Raw genomic sequence first — 23,616 nt, forward strand, 5'->3', positions numbered from 1 at the left:
CTCACCGCTACTCGTGACCGCGGAGGAGGCGCAGCGCGGCTGGAAATTGCGCGTCGCAGCCATGGCCACTGTCTCCGGGGTAGGAGTTGCAGTGGTGTATCTCCCACAACCCGTCCAGACGCTGGTCGCCCGAGGTTTCGGTGTGCCTCTTTCTGAGTCGGCGGCACCCAACGTGGCCATACTCGCGGGGTACGCTCTAGGGCTGTTCTTCCTCGCACCGCTGGGAGACCGCGTGCCTGCGCGTCGCCAAGCTCCGCTCCACGTTCTCATGACCGCGATTGCCATAGCTGCGGCGGCAGCAGCGCCCAATTTCACCTCCTTTGTGATCATTAGCTTCCTTATTGGCGGGGCTACAACCGTCGGGCAGATACTCATCTCTGCAGCACTTCGTGACGCTCCGCCATCTCGTCGCGCAAGCACTGCAGCGGTGCTGTCCGGTTCCTTCATCGTCGGATTGTTCACGACGCGGGCGGCAGTCGGAGCACTGGCCGATGTGTTCGGCTGGAGAGTTGTGTTTTTCGGCTTTGCCATAGTCGTAATCAGCGGACTTCCGATTGTGCTGTGGGCTGCGCCGCGGGCAGCTGCGTCGCCCGAAACGCGCTATCTTGTGCTGCTTCGTTCAATGCCAACGATTTTTCGGAGCTCTGAAACACTGCGATCGATGACCCTCACCCAAAACACCGCGTTCGCAGCATTCATCGGGGTATGGTCGTCCGTCACTGTGCTCGCTGTTGATGGGCTCAAACTGCCTGTGAGTGAGGCCGCACTGCTCGCCCTGCCCGGACTCGCTGGTGGCATCACAACAATTCTTCTGGCGCGCCTCCATCCTCGTCTCGGAGTGCGCCGGGCGTTGGGGTGGTCTCTGCTCCCCCTATTGGCGGGAGCCTTAATCGTGATGGGCGCTTGGCAATTCATCCCATTACTTGCCGTCGGGCTGTACCTCATCTCGTTTGGCCTCAGCAGCGTACAGGTCTCGACGCAGGCACGCGCACTTGGCACTGTTGACCCCGAAGCGTCCGCACGAGCGAACACCGTTTTCATGACCACCACCTTCTTGGTAGGCGCGGTGGCAACCGCAACTAGCGACTTGCTCGCGCGAGTATTCGGATATAGCTCGATTGGAGCGTTATCGTCTCTGCTCGCTTTGCTCGCAATACTGCTCTGGGCGAATGCTTGTCGGCGTGGGCTCATCTGAGTGGTCATTGAAAGCATTTCCACCGCAAGCTCATAATTGATCCGACTTTGGGTAGCAACAGGGGCACCAGCGACCACGGCGGCAAAGATTCCAGCTGGTGTGCAACGGCCGCTACTGAGGTTAGTTGGAAGCCAAGGCTAGTCATGTCTAAAATAGGACGTTGGCCCACGCCTCCTTAGCTCAGCTGGCTAGAGCACCGCTCTTGTAAAGCGGGGGTCGTCGGTTCGAATCCGACAGGAGGCCCAGCAAAAATGTCGAGGGCAGTCGGGGTTGTTTAAACCCTAGCTGCCCTCGACATTGCTGTTTGACGGGCGGCTACGTCGGGTCGATCATCACCTTGAGGGCGGTACGCTCATCCATTGCGGTGTAACCGTCTGGGGTTTGTTCGAGCTTCACGGTCTGATCGAAGACGAGGCCGGGGTTCACGGTTCCGTCGAGCACAGCGGGTAGCAGCTGTTCGATGTAGGCGCGCACGGGAGCCACACCACCGGTGAGGGTCACGTTCTTGCCAAACAGGCTGCGGCGTCCAACGGGGGCCTCTTCGTACTGCGGAACGCCGACGCGGCTGATTACACCGCCCGCACGCACAACTCCGAGTGCTTGTTCGTAGGCGGGCATGAATCCAACAGCTTCGAGAACCGCGTGGCTTCCAGTGCCACCGGTGAGTTCACGCACCTTCGCGATGCCTTCTTCGCCACGCTCAGCTACGACATCCGTCGCACCGAACGTGAGACCGAGATCGGTGCGAGCCTTGTGGCGACCCATGAGGATGATGCGTTCGGCACCCATCTGCTTGGCCGACAGCACGGCGAGCAGTCCGACGGCGCCATCGCCGATCACGGTGACGGTTTGGCCAGCAGTGATGCGCGCTGTGTGGGCTGCGTGCCATCCGGTTCCATACACGTCAGAAAGTGACAGCAGCCCGGCATACTGCGACTCGTCGATCGTGCCGGGAACTTTCACAAGGGTGCCGTCGGCGTAAGGCACGCGCACCGCTTCCGCCTGACCGCCTGTGATGCCACCGTTGCCCCAATATCCCCCGTGGATGCACGACGTCTGCAGCCCTTCGAGACAGAACTCGCAGGTGCCATCCGAGAAAGCGAACGGCGCGATCACGAAGTCGCCCACTGTGAGGGTGGTGACGTCATTGCCGACTTCTTCAACGGTTCCGATGAACGCATGCCCAATCGGGCGCGCATCCGCATCCACTGGCATTGAATGGAACGAGTGCAGATCGCTGCCACACACGCAGGCACGCGTAATGCGCACAATCGCGTCAGTGCTTTCCACCAGCGTGGGGTCAGGTGCAGTAATGACGCGGACATCACCGGCGCCGTAAATTTAGGCAGCTCGCATGGGTCTATTTAACGCCTGAAACCGTTCAGCGGCGAATCAGTTGTCGTTCAGGCAACACGAGTATCGGAGGGCTCGACGGTGCACGCAAAAACGGGGACCCGCACTAAGCGCGGGTCCCCATGATCGTGTTGCGCGTGAACGCGTTGCTCGCGGACGCTACCTACGGGGTAGGAGTTGGCGTCGGCGTCGGGGTCGAGTTCTCGTTGAAGTTATCTCCAGCGGCCTGAATTACGAACGCTTGGAAAGCAGCGAGGTCGTTTACGGCACCTTCATACTTGATTCCGTTTACCAGAACCGTGGGGGTTCCGGTAACCCGCGCAATTTCAGAGTTGGGGATTGGCCCCGAAAGTGCACGCGCCGTGGAATTCTTGACCCACGACTTGAATGTTTCCTCTTGTATGCACTCACTGATGGCGGGAACGTTCTCTACACCCGCGGTGTCGAGCAGGGAAATGAGGTCATCGTTGCTCAATCCGTTCGTGTTCTCGGCGGGCTGCACCTCTGCGGTGAGCAGCAGCGAGTGGTAGGCGTAGAAATCATTGGGCGAGGAGTCAGCAACACACGCGACAGCATTCACTGCACGCGATGAGTAACGCTGGCCCTGCGACAAACGGTCGAGGATCGTGATGGGGTGCACTTCGAGGGTTGCCGCACCGTTGTCCACCAGGCTCTCGATATATTCAGCGTTGGTCTGCTCGAATGCGCCACAGATGGGGCACAGGTAGTCGACGTATAGCTGGATATCGAGCACGCCTGATTCTTCATCAGGAACGCTCGGGATAGGGTCCGCATCCGCTTCAATCGCATCGGTCGGGGTGGCGATGAACCCTTGGCTCAGTTGCACTCCATCACTGGCGAAATTCTTCGGACCGGGGCCCGCTGGCTGGTTCGAGTTAACGAGCACGAGCGCAATGACAGCGACGATCGCAACGAGAGCAAGGCCTACACCGCCCTGAAGGAACAGCTTCGTTCGGCGATCCTTCTTCTTTTGCTCGTCGCGCAGCACACGAGCCTTTTCACGTGCCGCTTCGCGTCGCTCATTCTTGCTGAGTCGGCTGTCGCCGGAATTGCCGTTGCTCAATCGAACCTCATTTGCCGTGGATATCGCTGTGTCGGGCACCAGAAATGACGGCGCACCCGTCGAATTCTAAGAGTAATCTCTGGGAATTGCCCAACTGGATCCCGAGAAACGGATGTTTGAGGGCTGCACCACTCGGTCACGTGGCCCCTAAAAGAGTGCAATAATGACCCAACGCGGTTTCGATCGCTGTCCATCACAACGGATCGTCCGGCACGTACCTGCCGGTGAAGGAGAACAGTACAACAATGGCGTCTGTAACTTTTGACAATGCAACCCGCCTCTACCCTGGGTCAACAATCCCCGCCGTAGACAAGCTGAATCTTCACGTAGAAGACGGCGAATTCCTCGTACTTGTCGGCCCGTCGGGTTGCGGTAAGTCCACCAGCCTTCGAATGCTCGCCGGCCTCGAAGAGGTCAACGATGGCAGCATCCTCATCGGTGACCGTGACGTCACTGATGTTCCTCCGAAAGACCGTGACATTGCCATGGTCTTCCAGAACTACGCTCTCTACCCGCACATGACGGTTGCCGAGAACATGGGCTTCGCGCTCAAAATTGCTGGTATCGCTAAGGAAGAGCGTGCAGCTCGCGTGCTTGAGGCAGCAAAGTTGCTCGACCTCGAGCCTTACCTCGCCCGCAAACCCAAAGCTCTCTCGGGTGGTCAGCGTCAGCGCGTTGCCATGGGTCGCGCGATTGTTCGCCAGCCTCAGGTGTTCCTCATGGACGAGCCGCTCTCGAACTTGGATGCCAAGCTTCGTGTTCAGACGCGTACGCAGATTGCTAGCCTTCAGCGTCGACTCGGAGTCACCACGGTTTACGTGACTCACGATCAGACCGAAGCCCTCACCATGGGCGACCGCATCGCCGTTCTCAAGGATGGCCTCCTCCAGCAGGTTGGTACCCCTCGCGACCTGTACGAAGCACCTCAGAACATCTTCGTTGCTGGCTTCATCGGTAGCCCCGCGATGAACCTGTTCAGCGTTGACATTGTCGACGGTGGATTGCAGCTCGGTGATGCAGTTGTCAAAGTTGACCGCGAGACGCTCGGCGAGACCGATGCTAAGACCGTGACCATCGGTGTTCGCCCAGAAGACGTTATCGTTTCGACTTCGGGCAGCGGTCTTCCGGTTGACGTTGATCTCGTTGAAGAGCTCGGCGCCGACGGGTACCTCTACGGTCACGCCGACATCAAGGGTGAGCGCGTTGACATCGTTGCTCGCGTTGATGGCCGTTCACACCCGAACGCTGGCGACCGGGTATTCGTTACGCCTGAGCCTCACCACGTTCACGTCTTCGACACTGAGTCTGGCCTGCGCCTGACCAAGCGGCCTGTCGGAGCGATCTAACTCCCGCTTGACGATCGAGCCCGTCAACGTCGAACACTGTTCGAATGCGTTGACGGGCTCGTTTCAGCTTAAGGAAACGTTAATGTCTGGTTCTGTCAACATCACCGCAGCCACTGTTGACCCGGCACTGCTGGATCTTCCGTGGGAACTGCCGCTTGAGCTATGGCCCGACGATGCTATTGCGACCCTTCCGAAGGGCATCTCCCGCCACCTAGTGCGTTTTGCCAACCTCAGCGGGTACATCGTTGCCATCAAGGAGACCTCGAGCGAGCTAGCTAAGCGCGAGTACGACATGCTGCGCACGCTTCAGAAACTTGATGTGCCGTGCGTTGATCCGCTGGCCATTATTACCAACCGCACCAACGCAGACGGCGAAGAGCTCAAGTCAGTCCTTGTCACCCGCCACCTGCGCTTCTCTCTCCCCTACCGCGCGGTGTATTCACAGAGCTTGCGCCCCGAAACCGCGCGCCGCTTGGTCGACGCCCTTGCGGTCCTTCTCGTGCGGCTCCATATTGTCGGCTTCTTCTGGGGAGACGTCTCACTCTCGAATACCCTGTTCCGGCGCGACGCTGGCGCTTTTGCGGCCTACCTTGTGGATGCCGAAACCGGCCAATTATACGATCGCCTCTCGAATGGTCAGCGCGAAAATGACCTTGAGATCGGTCGAGTTAACATCGCCGGCGAACTATTCGACCTGCAGGCTGGCGGTCGACTCGAAGAGGATATTGATCCGATCGAGATCAGCAATGGCATCGTCGCGCAGTACCGCACTCTCTGGAAAGAGCTCACTGGCTCAGAACGTTTCGACCACTCAGAGCGTTGGCGCATCAACCAACGGGTTGAGCGGCTCAACGCCCTCGGCTTCGACATTGAAGAACTGGCCATCAAGACCGAAGATTCGGGTACGCGGGTGCGCATTCAGCCCAAGGTGGTGGATGCCGGACACCACTCACGTCGTCTGCTGCGCCTCACCGGACTTGACGCTCAGGAGAACCAGGCACGCCGCCTGCTCAACGACATGGACTCCTACCGTGCCGCATTCGACAAGCAGGACATGGATGAGGAAATGCTTGCCCACGAGTGGGCCGCGCGCGTCTTCGAACCCGTAATCCGTGCGATTCCTAAGGCGCTGCGCGGAAAGCTAGAGCCCGCCGAGATTTTCCATCAGTTGCTCGACCACCGGCGCCAGCTCGCTCAAGACTCTGGCCACGACATCCCGCTCGCTGAAGCCGTCGGCAGTTATGTCGAGAACGTGCTGCAGTTCCGCCGAGACGAAGCCACCATGATCAACCCGCCAACGGGCGCCTTCACCTCACCCATCAGCATCCCCGGCAGCGATATGCCGGATGGTGACGATGAGGATCCAGATGACAGCAACGACTGGCGTCTGACCGTTTAGGAGAGCAACTGCTCGAGACCTTGGCCCGTCACGTGCTCAAACACTAGATTCGTTTCGGTGTGAGCAACGGCCGGATGGCTCGCCAAGTAGGTGAGCATGAAGTCGCGCAGCTCTGCTGCACTGCGAGCCGCAACGTGGAGTAGGTAGTCGTCTCCGCCGCCGGTGTGGAAGAAGGCCAATACCCCCGGCCAGTTGGGTGCAGCACTGCGAAAGGCATCCACATCTTCGCGCACGTGCTTCACGAGTTTGATGGAGATGAGCGCCTGCACGCTCATTCCGAGCATGGCAACGTCGATATCGGCATGGAATCCGCGCAGGTAGCCCTCATTGTGCAATCGACGGAGTCGCTGCGACACGGTGGATTCGGCGACGCCGGCGCGTGCAGCAAGTGCTGAACCCGACATGCGGGCGTTGGTAGCTAAACTCGCCAAGATTGCGCGATCAATTGAGTCGATCGGTGGGGTTTTTTGCTCTGTCACGGTGTGCTCCTTGACCGCAGTTTATGCGGAAACCATGACAATTCGTGAATATTCTGCATCAGGAGTTGATTTGCGGCGCAGTTTCTGCTCATATCAAGACATGCTGCCTCACGACATCCGAATCGAAACTCTTGCTGTTCACGCGGGGATGGAGGGTGTGCTGGAATCTGGCCAACATGTTCCCTCCATTGATCTCTCGACCACCAACCCGCTGCCGAGCGTTGAGGCTGGGGGCGACTCCTATGAGAACCTCGCCACCGGAAACCCCATCATCGATGGCCATTCCGCTGTTTATCAGCGCCTCTGGCAGCCCGGAGTTGCCCGCTTCGAAGACGGCCTCGCCGCACTAGAGGGAGCAGAAGCCGCCGTGGCCTACGCCAGCGGCATGGCCGCACTCGCTGCGGTGCTTATCTCCATCGCGTCCGCCGGCCGCCCCCACGTCGTGGGTGTTCGCCCGTTGTACGGTGGAACCGACCACGTGCTCGACAATGGACTGCTCGGCACTACCGTCACGTGGGCTGACGCTGATTCGCTTGCGGATGCCATCCAGGCCGACACCGGACTCGTCGTTGTCGAGTCCCCCGCCAACCCCACGCTCGAACTTGTCGACATCAAGAAGATCGTCGCCGCCGCCGGCGACGTGCCCGTTCTCGTCGACAACACTTTCGCAACCCCTGTGCTGCAGCGCCCCCTCGAACTTGGCGCAGCCATGGTCTTGCACAGCGCAACCAAGTACCTCGGTGGTCACGGTGACGTCATGGGTGGCGTGATCGCCACCAGTGAGGAACACGCCAAGAGCCTGCGCAACGTTCGCGCCCTCACCGGAGGCGTGCTTCACCCCTTTGCCGCATACCTGCTCCACCGCGGCCTGCGCACGCTTCCCTTGCGGGTGCGGGCTCAGCAAGAGACTGCTGGCGAACTTGCTCGTCGTCTGGATGGGCATCCGGCTCTCGCTCGCGTGCTCTACCCCGGCCTCCCTGGCCAAGACCCTGCCGGTCTTATCGGCACCCAGTCTGCGGGCGCCGGTTCACTCATTGCTCTGGATTTGGCTGGCGGCTATGAGGCTGCGGCCAAGTTCACTGAGTCGGTGAAACTCATCACACACGCAGTGTCGTTGGGGGGAATCGACACTCTCGTGCAGCACCCTGCGTCGCTCACTCACCGCCCCGTTGCCTCTGAGGCGAGGCCCGGCGCCGGCATTGTTCGCATCTCGGTCGGCCTTGAGCACATTGACGATCTCATGAATGACATCACCGCGGCGCTTGACGCTGTGACGGGCAAATAAGCCCCAATCACTCTGCCTTCGGGCAAGCACAGAGCCGCTGCCCCTGAGGGACAGCGGCTCTGTCGTTCTCTGAACGGAACTACTTCTTTTTGCGTGCCGCTGAGCGGAGCTTCGAAATTTCGTAGAGCGTGACGCTCGCAGCGATGCCGGCGTTGAGGGATTCTGTCGAAGCGCTGATCGGGATTGAGACGATCGCGTCGCAGTTCTCGGTGACCAGTCGCGACAGGCCTTTGCCTTCGCTGCCGACCACGATCAGCACAGGCTCTTTAGCCAACGGCAGTGAGGGAAGTGACACATCTCCATCACCATCAAGGCCCAGCACGAATACGCCGCGCTTTTTGTATTCTTTGATCATCTGCGTGAGGTTATTGGCCATCGCTACGGGTGTGCGAGCAGCAGCACCGGCCGAGGTCTTCCACGCGGATGCCGTCATACCTACTGAACGACGCTGCGGGACGATGACACCTTGGCCACCAAATGCGGCAACCGACCGCACGATGGCTCCGAGGTTACGCGGGTCGGTAATGCCATCCAAAGCAACGAGCAGCGGAACCTGGCCGCGCGCCTCAATCTTGTCGAGAAGCTCCATGGGGTGCGCGTACTCGTACGGCGGCACCTTGAGTGCAACACCCTGATGCACTGAATCGAAACCGGCAAGACGGTCAAGTTCGGGACGCATCACTTCAAGCACCGCAATATTACGGGCCGTAGCGAGCTTCAGAATCTCCTTGACGCGGTCATCGAATTCGATGCGCGCCGCCATGTACAGAGTGTGTGCGGGAATCTTGGCACGAAGTGCTTCAAGAACGGAGTTGCGACCGGTGACCATTTCTGACTCGTCAGCAGACTTGGCAACCCTCGACTGAGTGGGACGGTTCGTACGCTGTTGAGGTGCATCCGTTGGCTTGCCACCGCTGCGGCGACCGCCGGCCGCTTCATACCGGTCGGCAGCAGCCTTGCGCTTGCCTGCGGGGTGGTACGGGCGATCGACTGCTTTGGGGGTGGGCTTACGACCTTCGAGAGCTTGACGTCCCTGGCCTCCCGAGCCGACCTGGGGGCCTTTGCGGCCCTTGCGTACCGCTCCTGCGCGGGGTTTGTTACCTGGGTTTTTCACGAGTGTTGCTCCTGTCGGAAGCGCCGATTATTCACGGCAAGCTCCAATGCGATCCGGTCGAGTCATCTTCTACAGTGATGCCCGCCGCTGATAGTTCATCACGGATTCGGTCCGCCACAGCAAAGTCCTTTGCCGTGCGTGCCGTATTGCGATCCTCGATGAGCTTCTCAACCAGTGCTGAGAGAGCAGCGACGGCTGGTTCTGAAAGTTCAGAACCCCATCGTGGATCTAGTGGGTTGATACCCAAAACTTGTGCCATAGCGACCACTTGGGATCGCGCGGTAGCGACTGCCGCGAGATCTCCGTCGTCGAGCGCGGCATTACCTGCCCTAATTGTATCGTGCACAACTGCGAGCGCCTGGGGAACCGCAAGATCGTCATCCATCGCTTCACCAAACGCTTCGGGAACTTCATTGGTGTTGGCAACGTCGAAGCGTGTGTCGCGCAGGCGACGTGTGGCTCGTTCGATGAAGACCTCAAGGCGCTCGAATGCCGCCTCGGCCTCGTCGAGCGAACCGTCAGTGTAGTCAATGGTGGAACTATAGTGAGCGGCCCCGAGCAGGTACCGAACCACAATGGGGCGCGCAGCATCGAGCAGGTCGCGCGCGAAGACAGAGTTGCCGAGCGACTTTGACATCTTCTGGCCATTCACGTGAACCATGCCGTTGTGCACCCAGTGCTTCGCAAAATCATCGCCGAGTGCACTCGACTGAGCCAACTCATTTTCGTGATGCGGGAACCGCAAATCGAGGCCACCACCGTGGATGTCGAACGCACCACCCAAATACCGGCGAGACATTGCCGTGCACTCGATGTGCCACCCCGGGCGGCCGTCACCCCACGGTGACGGCCATGAGGCAGACTCCGGCTCGGTGGGCTTGCTGCCCTTCCACAGGGCAAAGTCGCGCGGGTCTCGCTTTGAGCGGGGATCGGCGTCGGCCGCAGCAACCATGTCGTCGAGCTTTTGGTGAGTTAGCTCGCCGTATGCAGGCCACGACTGGGTGTCGAAGTAGACGTCGCCCGAATCATCCGCTGCCGCGTAAGCATGGCCGTGCTCGATGAGCTGTGCAATCAAGTCGCGCATTTCAGAAATGTTGGCGGTAGCGCGCGGCTCGTAGGTGGGCGGCAGGATGCCAAGCTCGTTGTAGCCAGCAGTGAACTCGAGTTCGATGCGGTAGGCCAAGGCCCACCACTGTTCGGTAGAGCCCGCTGCTGCGGCATCCACTGTTTGGTTCAAAATCTTGTCGTCAATGTCGGTGACGTTGCGCACCAGAGTGACATCGAGACCACGGTATGTGAGCCAGCGACGCCAAATGTCATAGACGAGAGCGGAACGCAGGTGCCCGATGTGCGGTGCAGCCTGCACGGTGGGACCGCAGACGTAGATCCCTACTTTGCCCGGCTCCCGGGGTTCGAGGTCGACGAGGCTGGCACTCCGAGTGTCATACAGGCGAATAGTCACTAAGCAAGTTTAGCGAACGCCGCGCTGTGCTGCATGGACACACCTGCAGAAGCTACGGACGTGCCACACCCCGTACTGGAAGCTAATCCAGCACACGCGGCTAAGCGAAGCTAGGTCAAGCGATTCCACGTTCGTCGTGCGCGAGCCGTGCTCTAAGCCCGCTGTGGATTGACACGTAGGTGGGCATTTGCTGACCGGTAAGCGCCGCCAGGTTGTCGAGGAGGCGCTCAACGTCATCGGTGACTTGCCGCGGAGAGGTGTTTTGGCGAGGAGTGATGCTGACGTGGAGCATGGGCTTGCGTCGCACGCTCGCGGCCGATACTCGGCCAAATAGGATCTCGGGCCGCTGGTCTAGTGACTTCAGCAGCGCGTCGGAGGCGAAAGCGGTGTCGATAACAATTCGCCCATCGGGGCTGTCTTTACCTCCGGTGCGGATGAAGGCGTTGGTGCGCCCACCGCCTAATCGTGTAAGAGCGACGATCAGCAGCACGATGAGAAGCGTGACCGCTGCGAGGGAACCGAAGGCTACCCAGTTAGCTGTGGTGTTGCCGATTGTGGTTCTGGTTATCGCATCGTCGAGCCAAGTGTGCGCGTAAGCGGATGTTGTGGTCCACCACTGTGCCGCAGTGCTCCAGACGAAAACGACGACAATTCCGGCACCCATAGCGAGGAGCATGACACCCACGACGAGAATGAGCGCGCGATTGAGGAACCGGTTGGTGTTGTTCATGAGCGTGTTCCCTTATGCGGCTGCGGTGTTCGTACCCGAGTTTTGACTGCTCGGGTGAGTTGATAGTGTTCCAATTCGCTGGCAACCAGGTCGCGGATTTGAGAGTCGACAACAGGAAGGCCCGCATCAGGGGCGACGGTGACGTCGACAACACGGCGAGAAACCCCGACTGTGATGCGGTCACGGATAATGCCGGTGTGATCGCTGATGTGCTGGGCCAACGCTGCAGCAATGACGGCATTGTCGACGAGTACCGCGCGTCCCTCGGCAATCATTTGATGTTTGGGTAGACGCCCCGGTGTAAGCGCAATCACGCACAAAATAATGCCGATTACGGCCAAAACAGCCGCGGCAGTGATGATCGCCCACACCGGTTGCTGTTCGGGTAGGCGGGTCAGCCACTCGCCGGAGGCTACCGGCGAAACGAGCAACGCGGGTTGCAACAGCAGCGAAAGAACGATTTCGGTGCCGAGGTACGCCAGCGCCACTATCGAGAGAACTGCTGCGATTACCATCGCAACAGTTCGGGGGGAGTGCGTCTCTCGGCGGATGATGCGCCGAGATGCTGCATTGCCGCTCATTGAACTCTCCGTACCTCACTGAGAATGGCGCCGGTGATCGTGATGTTCACGCGGGTCACTTCCCTGCCCGTGACCCGTCCGATCCTTTCCCGGAGGCTGGTTTGGGCGGAGCTGAGGCGGTCCACAATCGACCCCGCGGCGTGAACGGCTATGTCGTCATCCAGCGGAGGGATCGACAGCGGGGAGGCGACCGTCACGGTCATCCCTCCACTAGCGGAAGAGACCTTCGCGGTCACACTGCCGCGATCAACATCCAACGCAGTAGCGCAAATCTGTTCTACCACCTTGAGGATGACTCGGTCGTGGATGACGGTCCTGCCAGGCTGCAGGGTCACCTCAGCGGCGTGTCGAGGTGACCCGTCCGCGCTACGAACCGTGGCTTGCGTCTCCATCAGGAGCTACCCCGACCGCGGAACGCGTCTGCGATTCGGCGAAGGTCTAGCTGCCCGGATGCGAGGCGACCCACAAGCCCACCGATCGCCATCAGTACCGCGACGAGGAGGAACCCCCAGAAGCCGAATTGCAGAATAGCGAACGCGAGGATCGCCCCACTCAGAACGCCGGTCGTGGTGCCACTCATGCGACGCGTGATTCTTCGGGCTCGTCATTGCTGTCCTCGCCAGGGAGGTGCACATCATTAACGGCGATGTTCACTTCGACAACTTCCAGGCCGACGAGGTTGGTGATTGCACTGGCGACACTTGCCCGCACGTTGTCTGATACCTCTTGGATCGGTGTCGGATAGTCAACTACGAGAGTGATGTCGACGGCGGCTTGTGTTTCGCCGACCTCGACCTTTACCCCCTGAGTGAGGTCTGTCGCGTTGAACGCGTCCCGCACGGCGCCGAGGGCGCGAGCTCCTCCGCCACCGAGGGCAAATACGCCGGGAACGGCCCGGGCTGCGATGCCGGCGACCTTCGAAACCACGCCGTCGCTGATCGTCGTCTTACCAGCCGTTGACGTACCCGAATCCAGGTTCGAGGGCGAAGAAGCACGATCGACGCGCGATCCGGATGCTCCCGAGGACTTGGGTGTGCCACTCTGCGCGGGTATTACGGAGCTGGTGGACTGGTTTTCATTTTCGGTGACCATGATTCCTCAATCTGTTAAAGGGTTGACCGTCACCGTGTGGCGGCGGATCTCGCGATATTGTCTTTCTACAAATAAGACGCGCTTCGCCCCAAGTTCGTCACGAATTTATTTCTGATTGGTTCCGGCATGACTCCCACAGACGAAAAAGGCGCAACCGGCCTTCGGGAGGATGTGGCCGATGGAATCCTTGCGGAGCGTGCCATCGACGGCGATGTTGCAGCTTTTGATCTACTGTGCCGACGCCACGTCCCGATGATGCGCGCCTACGTTGCGCGCATGCTCAGATCCATCAGCGACGCCGACGATGTCGTACAGGACTCACTCCTTCTCGCGTGGCGGCAGCTTCCCACTCTGCGTGACCCTACAAGCGTGCGAGCCTGGCTAATGAAAATTGCCAGCAGACAGGCGCTCACGCACGTACGTCGACGTGCGGCTGATCACGCACTGCCGGAGTGGGAGATCGCTCTCCCCCGTGAGACGGAGCCTGAAAATTTTGCGATTCGGCACGCTCAGCTGCGAGCACTCTCGACAGCTCTGGACACCCTGAGCGACGACCAAAGGCAGTGCTGGCTACTTCGCGAGATTGCAGAACTCAGCTACGAGCAAATCGCCGACGAGCTGGAAATCAGTCCTTCGGCCGTCCGGGGTAAACTCGCACGGGCTAGGGCAAGTGTCTACACACAAATGGAGGGATGGCGGTGACCGAAATCGCACCCACCGTGCTCGGATGTGGGAACACCATCGATGAGCTCAGCGACTATCTCACCGCCGACCGCACTCCCCCGGACCCGAAGATCGAAACATGCCCGGAGTGCCTCAATGCGCTAGCCGGGCTGAACCGCGTCGCTGAGTTATCTCGAGACCTACTCATTCACGAGCGCACCCGTCGGGCAGCCCCATCCGAGTCTTGGTTCAGCGCCGTCATCGCGAATATCGCCCGCGAGGCGCGTGCGGGACGCTCCCTGCCGCTGCACCATGACAACCCACAGGTTCGCCTGAGCATCACCGAAGGCGCCGTTCGCGCCCTCGTCCGCGCTGTTGGCGACGACATTGACGGTGTGGTGGTTGGCAATACCCGAATCGACGGCGACGTAGAGTCCCTCAACGCACCCGTCGCGATTACGGTGACGGCCAATACCGCGTGGAGCCAACCTGCGCAGCAACTCGCAGAGACCCTCCGCAGCGGTATTCACGATGCGCTGCGGAAGCACACCCACCTTCATGTCACCGCCGTGAACATCGTGATCAACGACCTGTACGGATACACACGTCAAGAGGAGGCCACCCGATGAGCACCCCCGCCGAACCACGACAGCTCACTGCACGGATCCGGAGCGTGCCCGGAGTCGTTCAGATGTTCCCGCCGTCACCCGAGCCCAGTCTGCTCTCCGCCCCCGGAGCGGGCACCCCTAACACCGACCAATCGGTCTGCGTCGAGGTGAAGGAAACACCCAGCGGCACCAGAATCACCGCAAAAATCGCTGCAGCACCCGATCAGCCAGCACCCGAAACGGCCCGGCAGGTTGCCGATGCGCTCCTGGATGGGGCCGCACCAGGCACCACCGTGGACGTCCAGATAGCCCACATCACCTAACCCTTTGGCCGGTCCGGCGAGTAGATGCCTCCGCCGTCGCCTCGACATCCGAGACACCTTTCTGGCGGACAGCTCTAGACAGAACGCGGTGGACGGTTGTGGCTTATTAGTGCGGTTGCGATCGCCGCTACACCCTCGCCGCGCCCTGTGAAACCAAGGGCATCGGTAGTTGTGCCGGCAACGCTCACGGGCGCGCCCAGAATGCCGCTCAAGAGTGACTCGGCTTCGACCCTGCGGCGAGACACGATGGGGTGATTGCCGATGATCTGAACCGCCACATTGCCCACCTCGAAGCCAGCATCCTGAAGCAAGCGAAGTGCCTCACGCAAGAACACGTCACCGTGTGCGGCTTCAAACTTGGGGTCGCTCGTGCCAAAGACGCTGCCCAAGTCACCGAGATTGGCCGCCGAGAGCAGAGCATCGCAAATGGCGTGCGAGACGACGTCTCCATCGCTGTGCCCCCGGAGGCCGACCTCATCAGGCCAGTACAAGCCAGCGAGCCACAGTGGCTTGGTCTCGTCGTACGCGTGCACGTCAGTGCCCATACCAACAAGGATGTCTGACGCGGTCGGGGTCATAAACAACTGCTCGGCTCGGCGCAGCTCCCACGCGGTCGTGATCTTGAAAGACAAATGATCTCCAGGAATCACTACGACCGGATGCCCAGCAGCGGCAACCACGGCGGCGTCATCAGTGAACTCTTCGTTAGCTGCCTCATGCGCCGCAACCAGCTGCTCGCGCGGAAACCCTTGTGGCGTCTGAACCGCACTTAGCACTGAACGATCAACTGTCTCCACGATCTGCCCGTTGCCATCCGTGCGTTTGATGGTGTCGGTGACGGAAAGGCCAGGAACAACTCCTGCGCCAGAGCTGCGCACATGTGCCACAACAGAATCAAAAATGGCGCTGGGCGTGAGCGGGCGTGCAGCATCGTGCACAAGAACGACTTCTACCGATGGCTGGAGAAGTGCCAGCGCAGCGGAAACTGACTCCTGGCGAGTTGAACCACCAACAATGACCGTGGATGCGCGGCCATCGGCACCCGGAACCTCACGAATCAGCTGCTCGGCAATCTCGACGAACGATGATGGCACAGTCACGATTACCTGAGCTGGCTCCGCCATCGCAAAGACGGCGTCGAGCGCACGACTCAGATTGGGACGCCCTGCGAGCGGAACAAACGCTTTCGGCTCGTTTCGTCCGAGGCGTGTTCCACTTCCTGCCCCAACAACAATGACAGCAACGCGAGGTTCAATAGTTGTGCTCATGTGCGAAGCAGCAAGCGCCCTAAGAATTAGGAGGCAAGAACCTCATCGAGAACGAGCGATGCCTTTTCTTCGTCAGTCTTCTCAGCTAGAGCAAGCTCAGAGATCAGAATCTGGCGTGCCTTAGCAAGCATGCGCTTCTCTCCAGCAGAGAGGCCGCGGTCTTGGTCTCGACGCCAGAGGTCGCGAACTACCTCAGACACCTTAATGACATCGCCAGAGGCAAGCTTCTCAAGGTTGGCCTTGTACCGGCGTGACCAGTTGGTGGGCTCTTCGGTAAACGGTGCACGCAGCACTTCGAAAACCTGGTCGAGACCCTCGCGGCCAATAACGTCGCGAACACCCACGAGATCTACATTCTCAGCGGGCACTTCGATCGTGAGATCACCCTGCGTTACGTTGAGCTTAAGATAGATTTTCTCTTCGCCCTTAATGGTGCGCTTCTTGACCTCGGTGATAGTTGCAGCACCGTGATGGGGATAAACGACAGTCTCGCCGACCTCAAACAACATGAATAGTGGTCCTCTCGAAGAAAACCCAGTTTATCACAGTTAGGGCACAGTAAGGGTGTCCTAACTTAACCCCTCGCCGTGGCTGTCGATAGGATGGCCGTGTGACAGTACGCACTCGCGCAGCACGCGCCGCAGCATCCGCCCTCATCGCCGGCGCGCTCCTTGTGGGCACCGCGGGTTGTTCGTTCATCACGCCGATCGCAACACTCAACCAATACGACCCGAGTGATGGCATCAGCGCGTCAGTCGGCGAGCTCAAGGTGCGCAACGTGCTCGCGATCAGCAGCGAAGATAACTCCGCCGTGAGCATCATGATCACCATCATCAACACCAGCACCTCAAGCGGCAGCCTTCGCCTGCAGTACGAAACAGCAGACGGAGAGCGAGTCGACATCTCCAAGCCGCTGTCGGCCAACGAGGTCAAGAGCTACGGCACCGAAATCGACGGTGAGAAGATCATTATCAACGACGCCGGCGTCAGCGCCGGCCAGCTCTTCCCCGTCTACCTTCAGTATGGAAACGACAGCGGCACAGAACTTCTCCTGCCGGTCATCGCTGGCGACCACAGCATCTACGCCGACCTAGCCCCCGCCAGCACACTCAGCGAATAGCGTCAGCCCATAACTCAGTCTGCGCCCACTCAGTCTGCGCCCGCTCAGTCTTCGAAGCGGTAGCCGAGCCCACGCACGGTAACCAACATCTTCGGCTGCGACGGCGTCTTTTCGATCTTCGAACGGATGCGCTTGATATGAACATCGAGCGTTTTAGTATCACCGAAGTAATCGGCGCCCCACACCCTATCGATGAGCTGACCACGAGTGAGTACCCGTCCGCTATTGCGCAACAACAGCTCAAGAAGTTCGAACTCCTTCAGCGGCATGCTCACATCGACGCCATCGACCGTCACCGTGTGGCGTTCCACATCCATGCGAACTCCCCCGGCCTCTAGGATCGACTCATGCTCGTCGACATCTTCGGTGCGACGACGCAGAACCGCACGGATGCGAGCCAGGAGCTCGCGAGTGGAATACGGCTTCGTCATGTAGTCGTCTGCCCCCAACTCCAGGCCGACCACAATGTCCACTTCGCTGTCTTTTGCCGTGAGCATGATGATGGGAACGCTGGAGCGGGTGCGGATTTCTCGGCACACTTCGGTGCCTGCGAGACCAGGAAGCATAAGGTCAAGCAGGAGCAGGTCGGCACCATTGCGATCGAACTCGGCGAGGCCTGCAGGCCCGTCTTCGGCAATTGCCGTCTCGTAGCCTTCACGCTCCAACAGGAATGCAAGGGGTTCGCTGAGCGATGACTCATCTTCGACAATCAGAATTCGGGTCATTATTTCTCTCCTAGTGAGTGGGCTACGGCGTGATCGATTTCTGGCAATCGGATGGTGAAGGTTGAGCCTTTGCCGAGTTGCGACCACACGCGGATGTCTCCACCGTGGTTTTGCACGACGTGTTTGGCGATACTGAGACCGAGGCCGCTGCCGCCCGTGTGCCTGCTCCGTGCCGGATCGCTGCGGTAGAAGCGCTCGAACACTCGGTCCAGCTCGTCTTCGGGAATACCGACTCCCTGATCGGTGACCGAGATCTCGATGGCCCCCGCCCTTTGACGCACCCCGATGCCGACTCGCGTGTTTTCGGGCGAGTATTGCACGGCGTTGGAGATGAGGTTGTCGATAGCAAGCACAAGCAGGGTTTCGTCACCAAAGACTTCAACGCCGCTCTCTCCCCCGCTCACGAGGCTGACTCGGTTGAGGTCGGCGACTACGCGGTTGTGATCGATCGCGATCGAGACCACATGATCGATGTCCACAGGTTCTGCCTCTGCAAGCCCGTCTGCGGACTGCAACCGCGAGAGTTCGATGATCTCCTGCGTGATGCGTGCAAGCCGCTGAGACTCCTTCGTGAGGCGCTTGGCGAAGCGAGTGACCTGTTCCGGCTCATCTGATGCACTAACCAGCGCTTCGGCGAGCAAACCCACAGCGCCAATGGGGGTTTTAAGTTCGTGGCTGATGTTCGCGACGAAGTCACGACGCACGCTATCGAGGCGATACGACTCGGTGCGGTCTTCGGCTAACAGCAGAACATATCGCGTGCCAAGCCGAGCAACACGAACAAAAAGAAAAATGTTCGCGTCTCCAAAGGGACCACGCGACAAGTGCACTTCTTGGGCGATCGGTTCGCCGGTGCGCCGAACCTGATCAACAAATTCCACCAGCTCTGGATGCACGAGCGCATGGTTCCACACGAGTCCGTAGGTGAGGGCGGCGTGCGAGGCCTTCATGATGTTGTTCGAAGGGTCGAGCACAATGCCGGCGGATTCCAAAGCATCTATGACCTGATCGACGCCATCCGGCACCGCAGACGAGACCACGTGGGCTGCCCGCTGACCGCGCTGCGCGGCAGCATAAATGATGAAGGACATACCAGCACCGAGAATGACGCCAAAGGCGAGGGCGGCTGGCACGAGCCACGCAGAGTCCATAGCGACTAGATTAGTTACATCTGAGGCATCCGCTCGCCGCAAGTTCGCGACGAGTACTCACTTCAGATAAAGTTCAGGCTCCAAACACCTGCTGTTAACCTAACGCGGGCAGTGTGGCCTAAGCCGTGCGGGCTTCGTCATGCCCGTATCGAAGGGACGTAGATAGCGTGCGCGAAGTATTCCAACAGGAACTGCGCGAGGTGCAAGACCGCCTCGTCGAAATTGCCAGCCTTGTGGCGGTCTCAATTGAGAACGCAACACAAGCATTTAATGAGTCAGATGTGTCGCTCGCCGAAACGGTGATCGCCGACGATGACGAAATTGATGTTGCTGCAGCAGAACTCGACGAGCTGGCGATTAATATCCTCGCTCGTCAACAACCAGTCGCTCGAGACTTGCGAATTGTGGTGAGCGCTCTGCGCATCAGCGCGTCACTCGAGCGCATGGGCGACATGGCTGAGCACATCGCTCAGCTTGCTCGTTACCGGTTCCCCGACAAGGTGGTGCCCAAGTCATTGCGCGGCACTTTCGCCGAACTCGGTGCTCTTGACGTGGCTGTAGCCAAGAAGCTCGTTGAACTGCTCAAGCATGAAGACGTTCGCATCGCGGAAGAGATTCGCAATGACGACGACAAGATTGACGCACTCCACTTGAGCGTGTTCGACAAGGTGCTCGGTGAGACCTGGAAGGGCGCCGCGGTAGACACCGTGGATGCCACCCTAGCGTCGCGGTACCACGAGCGTTTCGCAGACCACGCGGTCTCGATCGCCAAGAAGGTTCAGTACTTGGCTACCGGCGACTGGGTTCCAACAGACGCCTAACCTGCAATTCTCGACAGCCGTGTGCCTGGCTCAAGAATGTGTCGCACACGAACAGGAGCCCCGGTGAGAGCGAATCTCACCGGGGCTCCTGCGTACGTTCGAGTGGGCGCTATTTTTTGCCCTGCGATGCCACCGCTGCGGCTCCCGCTTCTGCCGCCTCGGGGTCGAGGTAGTAGCCCGGCTTGATGGGCATAAAGTTTTCGTCGAGTTCGTAAATCAGCGGAATTCCGGTCGGGATGTTGAGGCTCGCAATGTCGTCATCTGAGATGCCATCGAGGTGCTTTACGAGCGCGCGCAACGAGTTACCGTGGGCGGTGACCAGTACGGTTTTGCCTGCCGCGAGATCCTTAGTGATATCGGATTCCCAGTAGGGCAGCATGCGATCGATCACGAGCTTGAGGCTTTCGGTGCGAGGAATTTCGCCGTCGATTCCGACGTAGCGGGGGTCGTGCACCTGGCTGTATTCGGCGTAGTCATCGAGCGGGGGCGGGGGCACATCGAAGCTGCGGCGCCAGGTCATGAACTTCTCTTCGCCAAACTCTTCAAGAGTCTGAGCCTTGTCCTTGCCCTGAAGCGCACCGTAGTGACGTTCGTTGAGACGCCAGGAGCGCTTGACGGGCAACCAGTCGAGGTCGGCAACCTGAAGCGCGATGTTTGCGGTGTGGATCGCACGCTTCAGCAGCGAGGTGTACTGCACGTCAGGCTGTTTTTCGAAAGCGGCAATGAGTTCGCCGGCGCGCGTCGCTTCAGTGCGGCCTTGATCGGTGAGTCCAACATCCACCCATCCGGTGAAGAGGTTCTTCTTGTTCCATTCGGAGTTGCCGTGGCGCAACAAAATCAGGGTGTGAGTCATGCCTCAAGCGTACCGAGAATGACGAGACACTGTCGCTAGCGCTTGACGGCCCCGAGTCGCGGAAGGCGAGGCACGTTGGCTTCCGCTCCGGCGTCTGTGGGCACGATCACTTCTTGCGCAGCCGAAATTTCGCCGACGTCGGAGGCAACAGCCAAAGTCTCTGCCGCATCCACCCCACGCTTGATCATTGCGAGCGCGATGGGCCCAAGTTCGAAGTGGCGGGCGGCGGCGGTGACGGTTCCGACAACTTTCTCGCCGAGCGTGACCTCGGCACCCGCTTCTGGCAGGGCGCCTTCTGAGCCATCAAGGTGCAACATGACGAGTCGACGCGGCGGGTGCCCGAGGTTGTGCACTTTGGCGACGGTTTCTTGCCCGCGGTAGCACCCCTTGTTGAGATGTACTGCGGAGCGCATCCAGTCGAGTTCGTGGGGGATGGTGCGGTCGTCGACTTCAGAGCTGAACCGTGGTCGCCACGCGGCGATGCGCAGGGCCTCGAAGGCGAGGGAACCGGAAGCAGAGAGCTCACTGAGGTCGGCGTCTGGTGCGACGAGCGATTCGCGGTAGTTCCAACTCGCGGCGGGATGGTGTTCTGCTCGGGAGTATTGGTGGCCGCCCTGGGCAACCGTAGCCCACGAGTCGCTCCACACCAGTTCAACACCATTCGAGACCGCGACGGGAAGAGCGACGTCGCCGAAACTGCCGATAGTCAGAAAATCGTCAGTGCGATCAGCAATCTCGACGCGAAGCGTGAACCGCATGCGGTCGAGCCACTTCGCTAGCGCTTCACGTTCGGAACCATCGATGAGCAACCACGTGGTTTCGGCATCATCAATGACCCGCATCGCATGCTCGATTCGCCCGTTGGGGGTGAGCAGTAGGGTCTCTGAGCTTTCACCAGCGGCTAAGCCTCTGAGCGATTGTGAGGTCAGCGAGTCAAGCCAGGTGAGCCTGTCGGGGCCGGTGATCGTAATCACGGCGCGATCAGCCAGCTCGACCACTGACTTTCCGTCGGCTAGCGCGCGCTGTTCGCCAAAAGGGTTGCCGTAGTGCTCGGGTGGATCTCCCACAGCACCGGCCCGCGAAGTGAAAGTGCTATTCGACACGAGCGAGCCTTCCTGATGCGTGAGTGCGAAGATCTTGGCCGAGAGCGGCAATGTCCCATGCCCATAGGAGGTGAGCATCCACAAGACCGTACATTCGCGTTGCCGCTGTGTATTCTTTGGCGCTTTCGGTGCGCATCACTGCGTCTGTCGCAAGATCAATCCGGGGGCCAGCGACCTCGCCAATATAGATTTCGCTGATACCACCCGGATGCATAATCGACACTTCGATCTCGAATCCGCCGGTAGGCGTGCGCAGCGTTTCAACCTCATTTACCGTCGTAAACGGTTTCGGGCCCACCGCGGGCAGTAACCCGGGACCAGGGTCGCCGTCAGTTGCCGGGCGACGTAGCCGCCAATAGCCCGTTTCGGCTACGTGCGGAGTCTGCTTCTCATCGAGCAACCACGTGTACGAGCTGTAGTTGAGGTGAGGGAGACTGTCGTGCGTAAAGCTGATGCGCTGACCGAATTCGATACTGCGCGATTCTTCACCAATTGTGTAATCAACAACACCAGTGCCCTCCCACAGACCAATAAGCCAGGAGAGTGGGGCAAGTTCGGCGGGGCCGGATGTGTCTAGCTCGATCACAATTCGGCGCGGTTAGCGCTGGCCGCGAAACAGGTTATAGACCACAACAACGGACACGAAACCGATTGACAGCGTGGCAAGACCGAGAAGGCCGATGAAGAAGAGCTCAAGTGCGAGAAGCATGTACTAATCCTATCTCTCTGCGGTGCGAGCGCACTAAATGAGGGCAAAGATTGCTGTTGCTGCAGCAACGACCGCAAGCGCACCCACGATGCTGGCCGTAGCCCGCGCGACGAAACGTTCTTTGCGCTGAATGGCGATCTGAATCACAAAAGTTAGGATGACGGCGCCGGCAAGAGTGATCGCTAACCAGGTGATGCGCATGCCAGGGGCAGCCAACGCGCCGATGATTATTGCTCCCGTGAGGCTTAACAGCCACACCGGAACAACGCTCCACTTTAGCCAAGTCATGTCCCCATCGTACCCAGATCGGGAGGCACAGCACGCGTTCATGGGCGCTCTGAACGATGGGTAGAATACCTTCTACGCAGTGGGGAGGCCATCCATGGCACACATCTTGATGCTTAGCTCTGCGCCCGACGCTGAACCACTACCCGCCCTGGGTTTGCTCAGCCACACGGTCGAAGTCGTCGTCGCCGCGCCCGCAACACTCGTCGTTGCACCCACCACTGACGTGATCATTGTCGATGCGACCACCAATCTTGCTGCTGCCAAAGGGCTCTGCAACGTGCTCCACTCCGGGGGCATTTCGTGCCCGCTCTTTGTCGTGGTAACCGACGGCGGCCTCTCCGCCGTCAACCACCAGTGGCACATCGACGATCTCTTCGTGGTTGGGGCCGGACCAGCCGAGGTGGATGCCCGCATCCGTCTGGCCATCGCGCGCCGCGAGGGTGACAGTTCGGCATCCAAGATTCGGGCATCCGGAATCGTCATTGACGAGGCCAGCTACTCAGCTAAGGCCAAAGACCGCTCACTCGACCTCACCTTCAAAGAGTTTGAGCTGCTGCGTTTTCTTGCCTCACACCCCTCGCACGTGTTCACCCGCGAACAGTTGCTCAGCGAAGTGTGGGGCTACGACTACTTCGGTGGCACGCGCACGGTCGACGTTCACGTTCGTCGCTTGCGCGCAAAGCTTGGTGAGCTTGAGTCCCTCATCGGCACCGTGCGCAACGTCGGGTATTGCTTCAATATCACCGAAGAGGCAGAAAAATCGGTGGTTTCGGCGGAGCCCGGTTTGGCAGCAAGTTCGGCTGCTGACGTGCCGAACGACAGCGCGGATGCCGAACAGCGTTCCGTGGCCGTATAACGCTCGCA

The 23,616-nt window shown here is 59.7% G+C and carries 28 protein-coding genes and 1 tRNA gene; 12 read left to right on the forward strand and 17 right to left on the reverse strand.

What is annotated here, in order from left to right; genetic code table 11:
- The first annotated feature begins 91 nt into the window (after positions 1–91).
- Both AADH44_RS10250 and AADH44_RS10255 read left to right on the forward strand, forming a co-directional pair.
- A complete protein-coding gene (locus AADH44_RS10250; RefSeq protein ID WP_341952707.1) occupies positions 92–1,195 on the forward strand; it encodes an MFS transporter in 1,104 nt (367 codons plus the stop codon).
- A gap of 169 nt (positions 1,196–1,364) precedes the next feature.
- Positions 1,365–1,438 (forward strand) — tRNA-Thr (locus tag AADH44_RS10255).
- A 72-nt stretch (positions 1,439–1,510) separates the two neighbouring features.
- Here AADH44_RS10255 and AADH44_RS10260 read toward each other — a convergent pair.
- Together AADH44_RS10260 and AADH44_RS10265 are read right to left on the reverse strand one after the other, a co-directional pair.
- Positions 1,511–2,536, reverse strand: a complete 1,026-nt coding sequence (locus AADH44_RS10260; protein WP_341954987.1) for an alcohol dehydrogenase catalytic domain-containing protein — start codon at positions 2,534–2,536, stop codon at positions 1,511–1,513.
- A 175-nt stretch (positions 2,537–2,711) separates the two neighbouring features.
- A complete protein-coding gene (locus AADH44_RS10265) occupies positions 2,712–3,632 on the reverse strand; it encodes a thioredoxin domain-containing protein (protein WP_341952708.1) in 921 nt (306 codons plus the stop codon).
- 245 nt (positions 3,633–3,877) lie between these two features.
- Here AADH44_RS10265 and ugpC point away from each other — a divergent pair, with 245 nt between their 5' ends.
- Both ugpC and AADH44_RS10275 read left to right on the forward strand, forming a co-directional pair.
- Positions 3,878–4,978 carry a sn-glycerol-3-phosphate ABC transporter ATP-binding protein UgpC gene (gene ugpC, locus AADH44_RS10270; protein WP_341952709.1) on the forward strand — a complete coding sequence of 367 codons (1,101 nt, stop codon included), beginning with the start codon at positions 3,878–3,880 and terminating at the stop codon, positions 4,976–4,978.
- An 82-nt stretch (positions 4,979–5,060) separates the two neighbouring features.
- Positions 5,061–6,377: a DUF4032 domain-containing protein gene (locus tag AADH44_RS10275; protein WP_341952710.1), complete on the forward strand. Its 1,317-nt coding sequence runs from the start codon at positions 5,061–5,063 to the stop codon at positions 6,375–6,377.
- On the opposite strand, the gene AADH44_RS10280 is transcribed toward AADH44_RS10275, so the two are convergent.
- Complete coding sequence (locus AADH44_RS10280; protein ID WP_341952711.1) at positions 6,374–6,856, reverse strand: Lrp/AsnC family transcriptional regulator; 483 nt, start codon at positions 6,854–6,856, stop codon at positions 6,374–6,376. The two genes, AADH44_RS10275 and AADH44_RS10280, sit on opposite strands and share 4 nt — an antisense overlap.
- Before the next feature lie 100 nt (positions 6,857–6,956).
- Between AADH44_RS10280 and AADH44_RS10285 the strand changes: the two genes are divergently transcribed.
- A complete protein-coding gene (locus AADH44_RS10285; RefSeq protein ID WP_341954988.1) occupies positions 6,957–8,141 on the forward strand; it encodes an aminotransferase class I/II-fold pyridoxal phosphate-dependent enzyme in 1,185 nt (394 codons plus the stop codon).
- A 79-nt stretch (positions 8,142–8,220) separates the two neighbouring features.
- Here the strand turns inward: AADH44_RS10285 and rlmB are convergent, their stop codons facing one another.
- The 4 genes from rlmB to AADH44_RS10305 all read right to left on the reverse strand — a co-directional run bounded on the left by rlmB (position 8,221) and on the right by AADH44_RS10305 (position 12,028).
- Entirely contained in the window at positions 8,221–9,255 is a 1,035-nt protein-coding gene (gene rlmB, locus AADH44_RS10290; RefSeq protein WP_341952712.1) for a 23S rRNA (guanosine(2251)-2'-O)-methyltransferase RlmB, read from the reverse strand.
- Between the two features lie 31 nt (positions 9,256–9,286).
- Positions 9,287–10,717 carry a cysteine--tRNA ligase gene (gene cysS / locus AADH44_RS10295; RefSeq protein WP_341952713.1) on the reverse strand — a complete coding sequence of 477 codons (1,431 nt, stop codon included), beginning with the start codon at positions 10,715–10,717 and terminating at the stop codon, positions 9,287–9,289.
- Positions 10,718–10,832: 115 nt separating this feature from the next.
- Positions 10,833–11,447 carry a hypothetical protein gene (locus tag AADH44_RS10300; RefSeq protein WP_341952714.1) on the reverse strand — a complete coding sequence of 205 codons (615 nt, stop codon included), beginning with the start codon at positions 11,445–11,447 and terminating at the stop codon, positions 10,833–10,835.
- The gene (locus AADH44_RS10305) at positions 11,444–12,028 is read right to left on the reverse strand and encodes a DNA/RNA endonuclease G (protein WP_341952715.1); all 585 of its coding nucleotides are present in this window, start codon (positions 12,026–12,028) and stop codon (positions 11,444–11,446) included. The genes AADH44_RS10300 and AADH44_RS10305 overlap by 4 nt, the downstream gene beginning before the upstream one ends.
- Here AADH44_RS10305 and AADH44_RS10310 point away from each other — a divergent pair.
- Positions 12,028–12,384, forward strand: coding sequence for a hypothetical protein (locus tag AADH44_RS10310; RefSeq protein ID WP_341952716.1), 357 nt, complete (start codon positions 12,028–12,030; stop codon positions 12,382–12,384). The genes AADH44_RS10305 and AADH44_RS10310 overlap by 1 nt on opposite strands.
- A gap of 35 nt (positions 12,385–12,419) precedes the next feature.
- Here AADH44_RS10310 and AADH44_RS10315 read toward each other — a convergent pair whose 3' ends face one another.
- Complete coding sequence (locus tag AADH44_RS10315) at positions 12,420–12,608, reverse strand: DUF2273 domain-containing protein (RefSeq protein WP_341952717.1); 189 nt, start codon at positions 12,606–12,608, stop codon at positions 12,420–12,422.
- Complete coding sequence (locus AADH44_RS10320) at positions 12,605–13,120, reverse strand: Asp23/Gls24 family envelope stress response protein (RefSeq protein ID WP_341952718.1); 516 nt, start codon at positions 13,118–13,120, stop codon at positions 12,605–12,607. Before AADH44_RS10320 ends, AADH44_RS10315 begins: the two co-directional genes overlap by 4 nt.
- A 126-nt stretch (positions 13,121–13,246) precedes the next feature.
- Here AADH44_RS10320 and AADH44_RS10325 point away from each other — a divergent pair, with 126 nt between their 5' ends.
- Genes AADH44_RS10325 through AADH44_RS10335 form a run of 3 tightly spaced genes read left to right on the forward strand, consistent with a single transcriptional unit; the run spans position 13,247 to position 14,714 of the window.
- Complete coding sequence (locus tag AADH44_RS10325; protein WP_341952719.1) at positions 13,247–13,822, forward strand: RNA polymerase sigma factor; 576 nt, start codon at positions 13,247–13,249, stop codon at positions 13,820–13,822.
- Positions 13,819–14,412 (forward strand): Asp23/Gls24 family envelope stress response protein, encoded by a 594-nt coding sequence (locus AADH44_RS10330; protein WP_341952720.1) that lies wholly within the window; start codon positions 13,819–13,821, stop codon positions 14,410–14,412. Before AADH44_RS10325 ends, AADH44_RS10330 begins: the two co-directional genes overlap by 4 nt.
- Positions 14,409–14,714: a hypothetical protein gene (locus AADH44_RS10335; protein WP_341952721.1), complete on the forward strand. Its 306-nt coding sequence runs from the start codon at positions 14,409–14,411 to the stop codon at positions 14,712–14,714. The genes AADH44_RS10330 and AADH44_RS10335 overlap by 4 nt, the downstream gene beginning before the upstream one ends.
- A gap of 74 nt (positions 14,715–14,788) precedes the next feature.
- Here the strand turns inward: AADH44_RS10335 and ispD are convergent, their stop codons facing one another.
- Both ispD and AADH44_RS10345 read right to left on the reverse strand, forming a co-directional pair.
- Positions 14,789–15,982, reverse strand: coding sequence for a 2-C-methyl-D-erythritol 4-phosphate cytidylyltransferase (ispD, locus tag AADH44_RS10340; RefSeq protein WP_341952722.1), 1,194 nt, complete (start codon positions 15,980–15,982; stop codon positions 14,789–14,791).
- 26 nt (positions 15,983–16,008) lie between these two features.
- On the reverse strand, positions 16,009–16,491 hold the full coding sequence (locus AADH44_RS10345; protein WP_009772971.1) for a CarD family transcriptional regulator: 483 nt from the start codon (positions 16,489–16,491) through the stop codon (positions 16,009–16,011).
- Between the two features lie 101 nt (positions 16,492–16,592).
- Here AADH44_RS10345 and AADH44_RS10350 point away from each other — a divergent pair, with 101 nt between their 5' ends.
- Entirely contained in the window at positions 16,593–17,102 is a 510-nt protein-coding gene (locus AADH44_RS10350) for a hypothetical protein (protein WP_341952723.1), read from the forward strand.
- A 44-nt stretch (positions 17,103–17,146) separates the two neighbouring features.
- On the opposite strand, the gene AADH44_RS10355 is transcribed toward AADH44_RS10350, so the two are convergent.
- The gene (locus AADH44_RS10355; protein WP_341952724.1) at positions 17,147–17,827 is read right to left on the reverse strand and encodes a response regulator transcription factor; all 681 of its coding nucleotides are present in this window, start codon (positions 17,825–17,827) and stop codon (positions 17,147–17,149) included.
- Positions 17,827–18,978, reverse strand: a complete 1,152-nt coding sequence (locus tag AADH44_RS10360; protein WP_341952725.1) for an ATP-binding protein — start codon at positions 18,976–18,978, stop codon at positions 17,827–17,829. The genes AADH44_RS10355 and AADH44_RS10360 overlap by 1 nt, the downstream gene beginning before the upstream one ends.
- Positions 18,979–19,145: 167 nt before the next feature.
- On the opposite strand from AADH44_RS10360, the gene phoU reads away from it, so the two are divergent.
- Positions 19,146–19,799: a phosphate signaling complex protein PhoU gene (gene phoU, locus AADH44_RS10365; RefSeq protein WP_341952726.1), complete on the forward strand. Its 654-nt coding sequence runs from the start codon at positions 19,146–19,148 to the stop codon at positions 19,797–19,799.
- A 109-nt stretch (positions 19,800–19,908) separates the two neighbouring features.
- Here the strand turns inward: phoU and AADH44_RS10370 are convergent, their stop codons facing one another.
- The 4 genes from AADH44_RS10370 to AADH44_RS10385 form a co-directional block, all read right to left on the reverse strand.
- Complete coding sequence (locus tag AADH44_RS10370; RefSeq protein WP_341952727.1) at positions 19,909–20,652, reverse strand: phosphoglyceromutase; 744 nt, start codon at positions 20,650–20,652, stop codon at positions 19,909–19,911.
- Positions 20,653–20,687: 35 nt separating this feature from the next.
- Positions 20,688–21,755 carry a glycine cleavage T C-terminal barrel domain-containing protein gene (locus AADH44_RS10375; protein WP_341952728.1) on the reverse strand — a complete coding sequence of 356 codons (1,068 nt, stop codon included), beginning with the start codon at positions 21,753–21,755 and terminating at the stop codon, positions 20,688–20,690.
- Complete coding sequence (locus AADH44_RS10380) at positions 21,745–22,341, reverse strand: FABP family protein (RefSeq protein ID WP_341952729.1); 597 nt, start codon at positions 22,339–22,341, stop codon at positions 21,745–21,747. The genes AADH44_RS10375 and AADH44_RS10380 overlap by 11 nt, the downstream gene beginning before the upstream one ends.
- 156 nt (positions 22,342–22,497) lie before the next feature.
- Positions 22,498–22,752: a hypothetical protein gene (locus AADH44_RS10385; RefSeq protein WP_341952730.1), complete on the reverse strand. Its 255-nt coding sequence runs from the start codon at positions 22,750–22,752 to the stop codon at positions 22,498–22,500.
- Positions 22,753–22,846: 94 nt separating this feature from the next.
- Between AADH44_RS10385 and AADH44_RS10390 the strand changes: the two genes are divergently transcribed.
- The gene (locus AADH44_RS10390; protein ID WP_341952731.1) at positions 22,847–23,608 is read left to right on the forward strand and encodes a response regulator transcription factor; all 762 of its coding nucleotides are present in this window, start codon (positions 22,847–22,849) and stop codon (positions 23,606–23,608) included.
- Positions 23,609–23,616 lie beyond the last annotated feature (8 nt).

Origin of the sequence: Salinibacterium sp. TMP30 (assembly GCF_038397785.1) — a bacterium.
GTDB lineage: Bacteria > Actinomycetota > Actinomycetes > Actinomycetales > Microbacteriaceae > Rhodoglobus.

What these genes read in the sequence shown, in the direction of transcription:
- AADH44_RS10385 (WP_341952730.1), bottom strand. Translation starts at nt 22,752, where the DNA reads ATGACTTGGCTAAAGTGGAGCGTTGTTCCGGTGTGGCTGTTAAGCCTC.
- ugpC (WP_341952709.1), top strand. Translation starts at nt 3,878, where the DNA reads ATGGCGTCTGTAACTTTTGACAATGCAACCCGCCTCTACCCTGGGTCA.
- AADH44_RS10315 (WP_341952717.1), bottom strand. Translation starts at nt 12,608, where the DNA reads ATGAGTGGCACCACGACCGGCGTTCTGAGTGGGGCGATCCTCGCGTTC.
- AADH44_RS10285 (WP_341954988.1), top strand. Translation starts at nt 6,957, where the DNA reads ATGCTGCCTCACGACATCCGAATCGAAACTCTTGCTGTTCACGCGGGG.
- AADH44_RS10300 (WP_341952714.1), bottom strand. Translation starts at nt 11,447, where the DNA reads ATGAACAACACCAACCGGTTCCTCAATCGCGCGCTCATTCTCGTCGTG.
- AADH44_RS10345 (WP_009772971.1), bottom strand. Translation starts at nt 16,491, where the DNA reads ATGTTGTTTGAGGTCGGCGAGACTGTCGTTTATCCCCATCACGGTGCT.
- AADH44_RS10370 (WP_341952727.1), bottom strand. Translation starts at nt 20,652, where the DNA reads ATGACTCACACCCTGATTTTGTTGCGCCACGGCAACTCCGAATGGAAC.
- AADH44_RS10275 (WP_341952710.1), top strand. Translation starts at nt 5,061, where the DNA reads ATGTCTGGTTCTGTCAACATCACCGCAGCCACTGTTGACCCGGCACTG.
- AADH44_RS10320 (WP_341952718.1), bottom strand. Translation starts at nt 13,120, where the DNA reads ATGGTCACCGAAAATGAAAACCAGTCCACCAGCTCCGTAATACCCGCG.
- AADH44_RS10360 (WP_341952725.1), bottom strand. Translation starts at nt 18,978, where the DNA reads ATGGACTCTGCGTGGCTCGTGCCAGCCGCCCTCGCCTTTGGCGTCATT.
- AADH44_RS10390 (WP_341952731.1), top strand. Translation starts at nt 22,847, where the DNA reads ATGGCACACATCTTGATGCTTAGCTCTGCGCCCGACGCTGAACCACTA.
- AADH44_RS10305 (WP_341952715.1), bottom strand. Translation starts at nt 12,028, where the DNA reads ATGAGCGGCAATGCAGCATCTCGGCGCATCATCCGCCGAGAGACGCAC.
- AADH44_RS10335 (WP_341952721.1), top strand. Translation starts at nt 14,409, where the DNA reads ATGAGCACCCCCGCCGAACCACGACAGCTCACTGCACGGATCCGGAGC.
- AADH44_RS10325 (WP_341952719.1), top strand. Translation starts at nt 13,247, where the DNA reads ATGACTCCCACAGACGAAAAAGGCGCAACCGGCCTTCGGGAGGATGTG.
- AADH44_RS10355 (WP_341952724.1), bottom strand. Translation starts at nt 17,827, where the DNA reads ATGACCCGAATTCTGATTGTCGAAGATGAGTCATCGCTCAGCGAACCC.
- ispD (WP_341952722.1), bottom strand. Translation starts at nt 15,982, where the DNA reads ATGAGCACAACTATTGAACCTCGCGTTGCTGTCATTGTTGTTGGGGCA.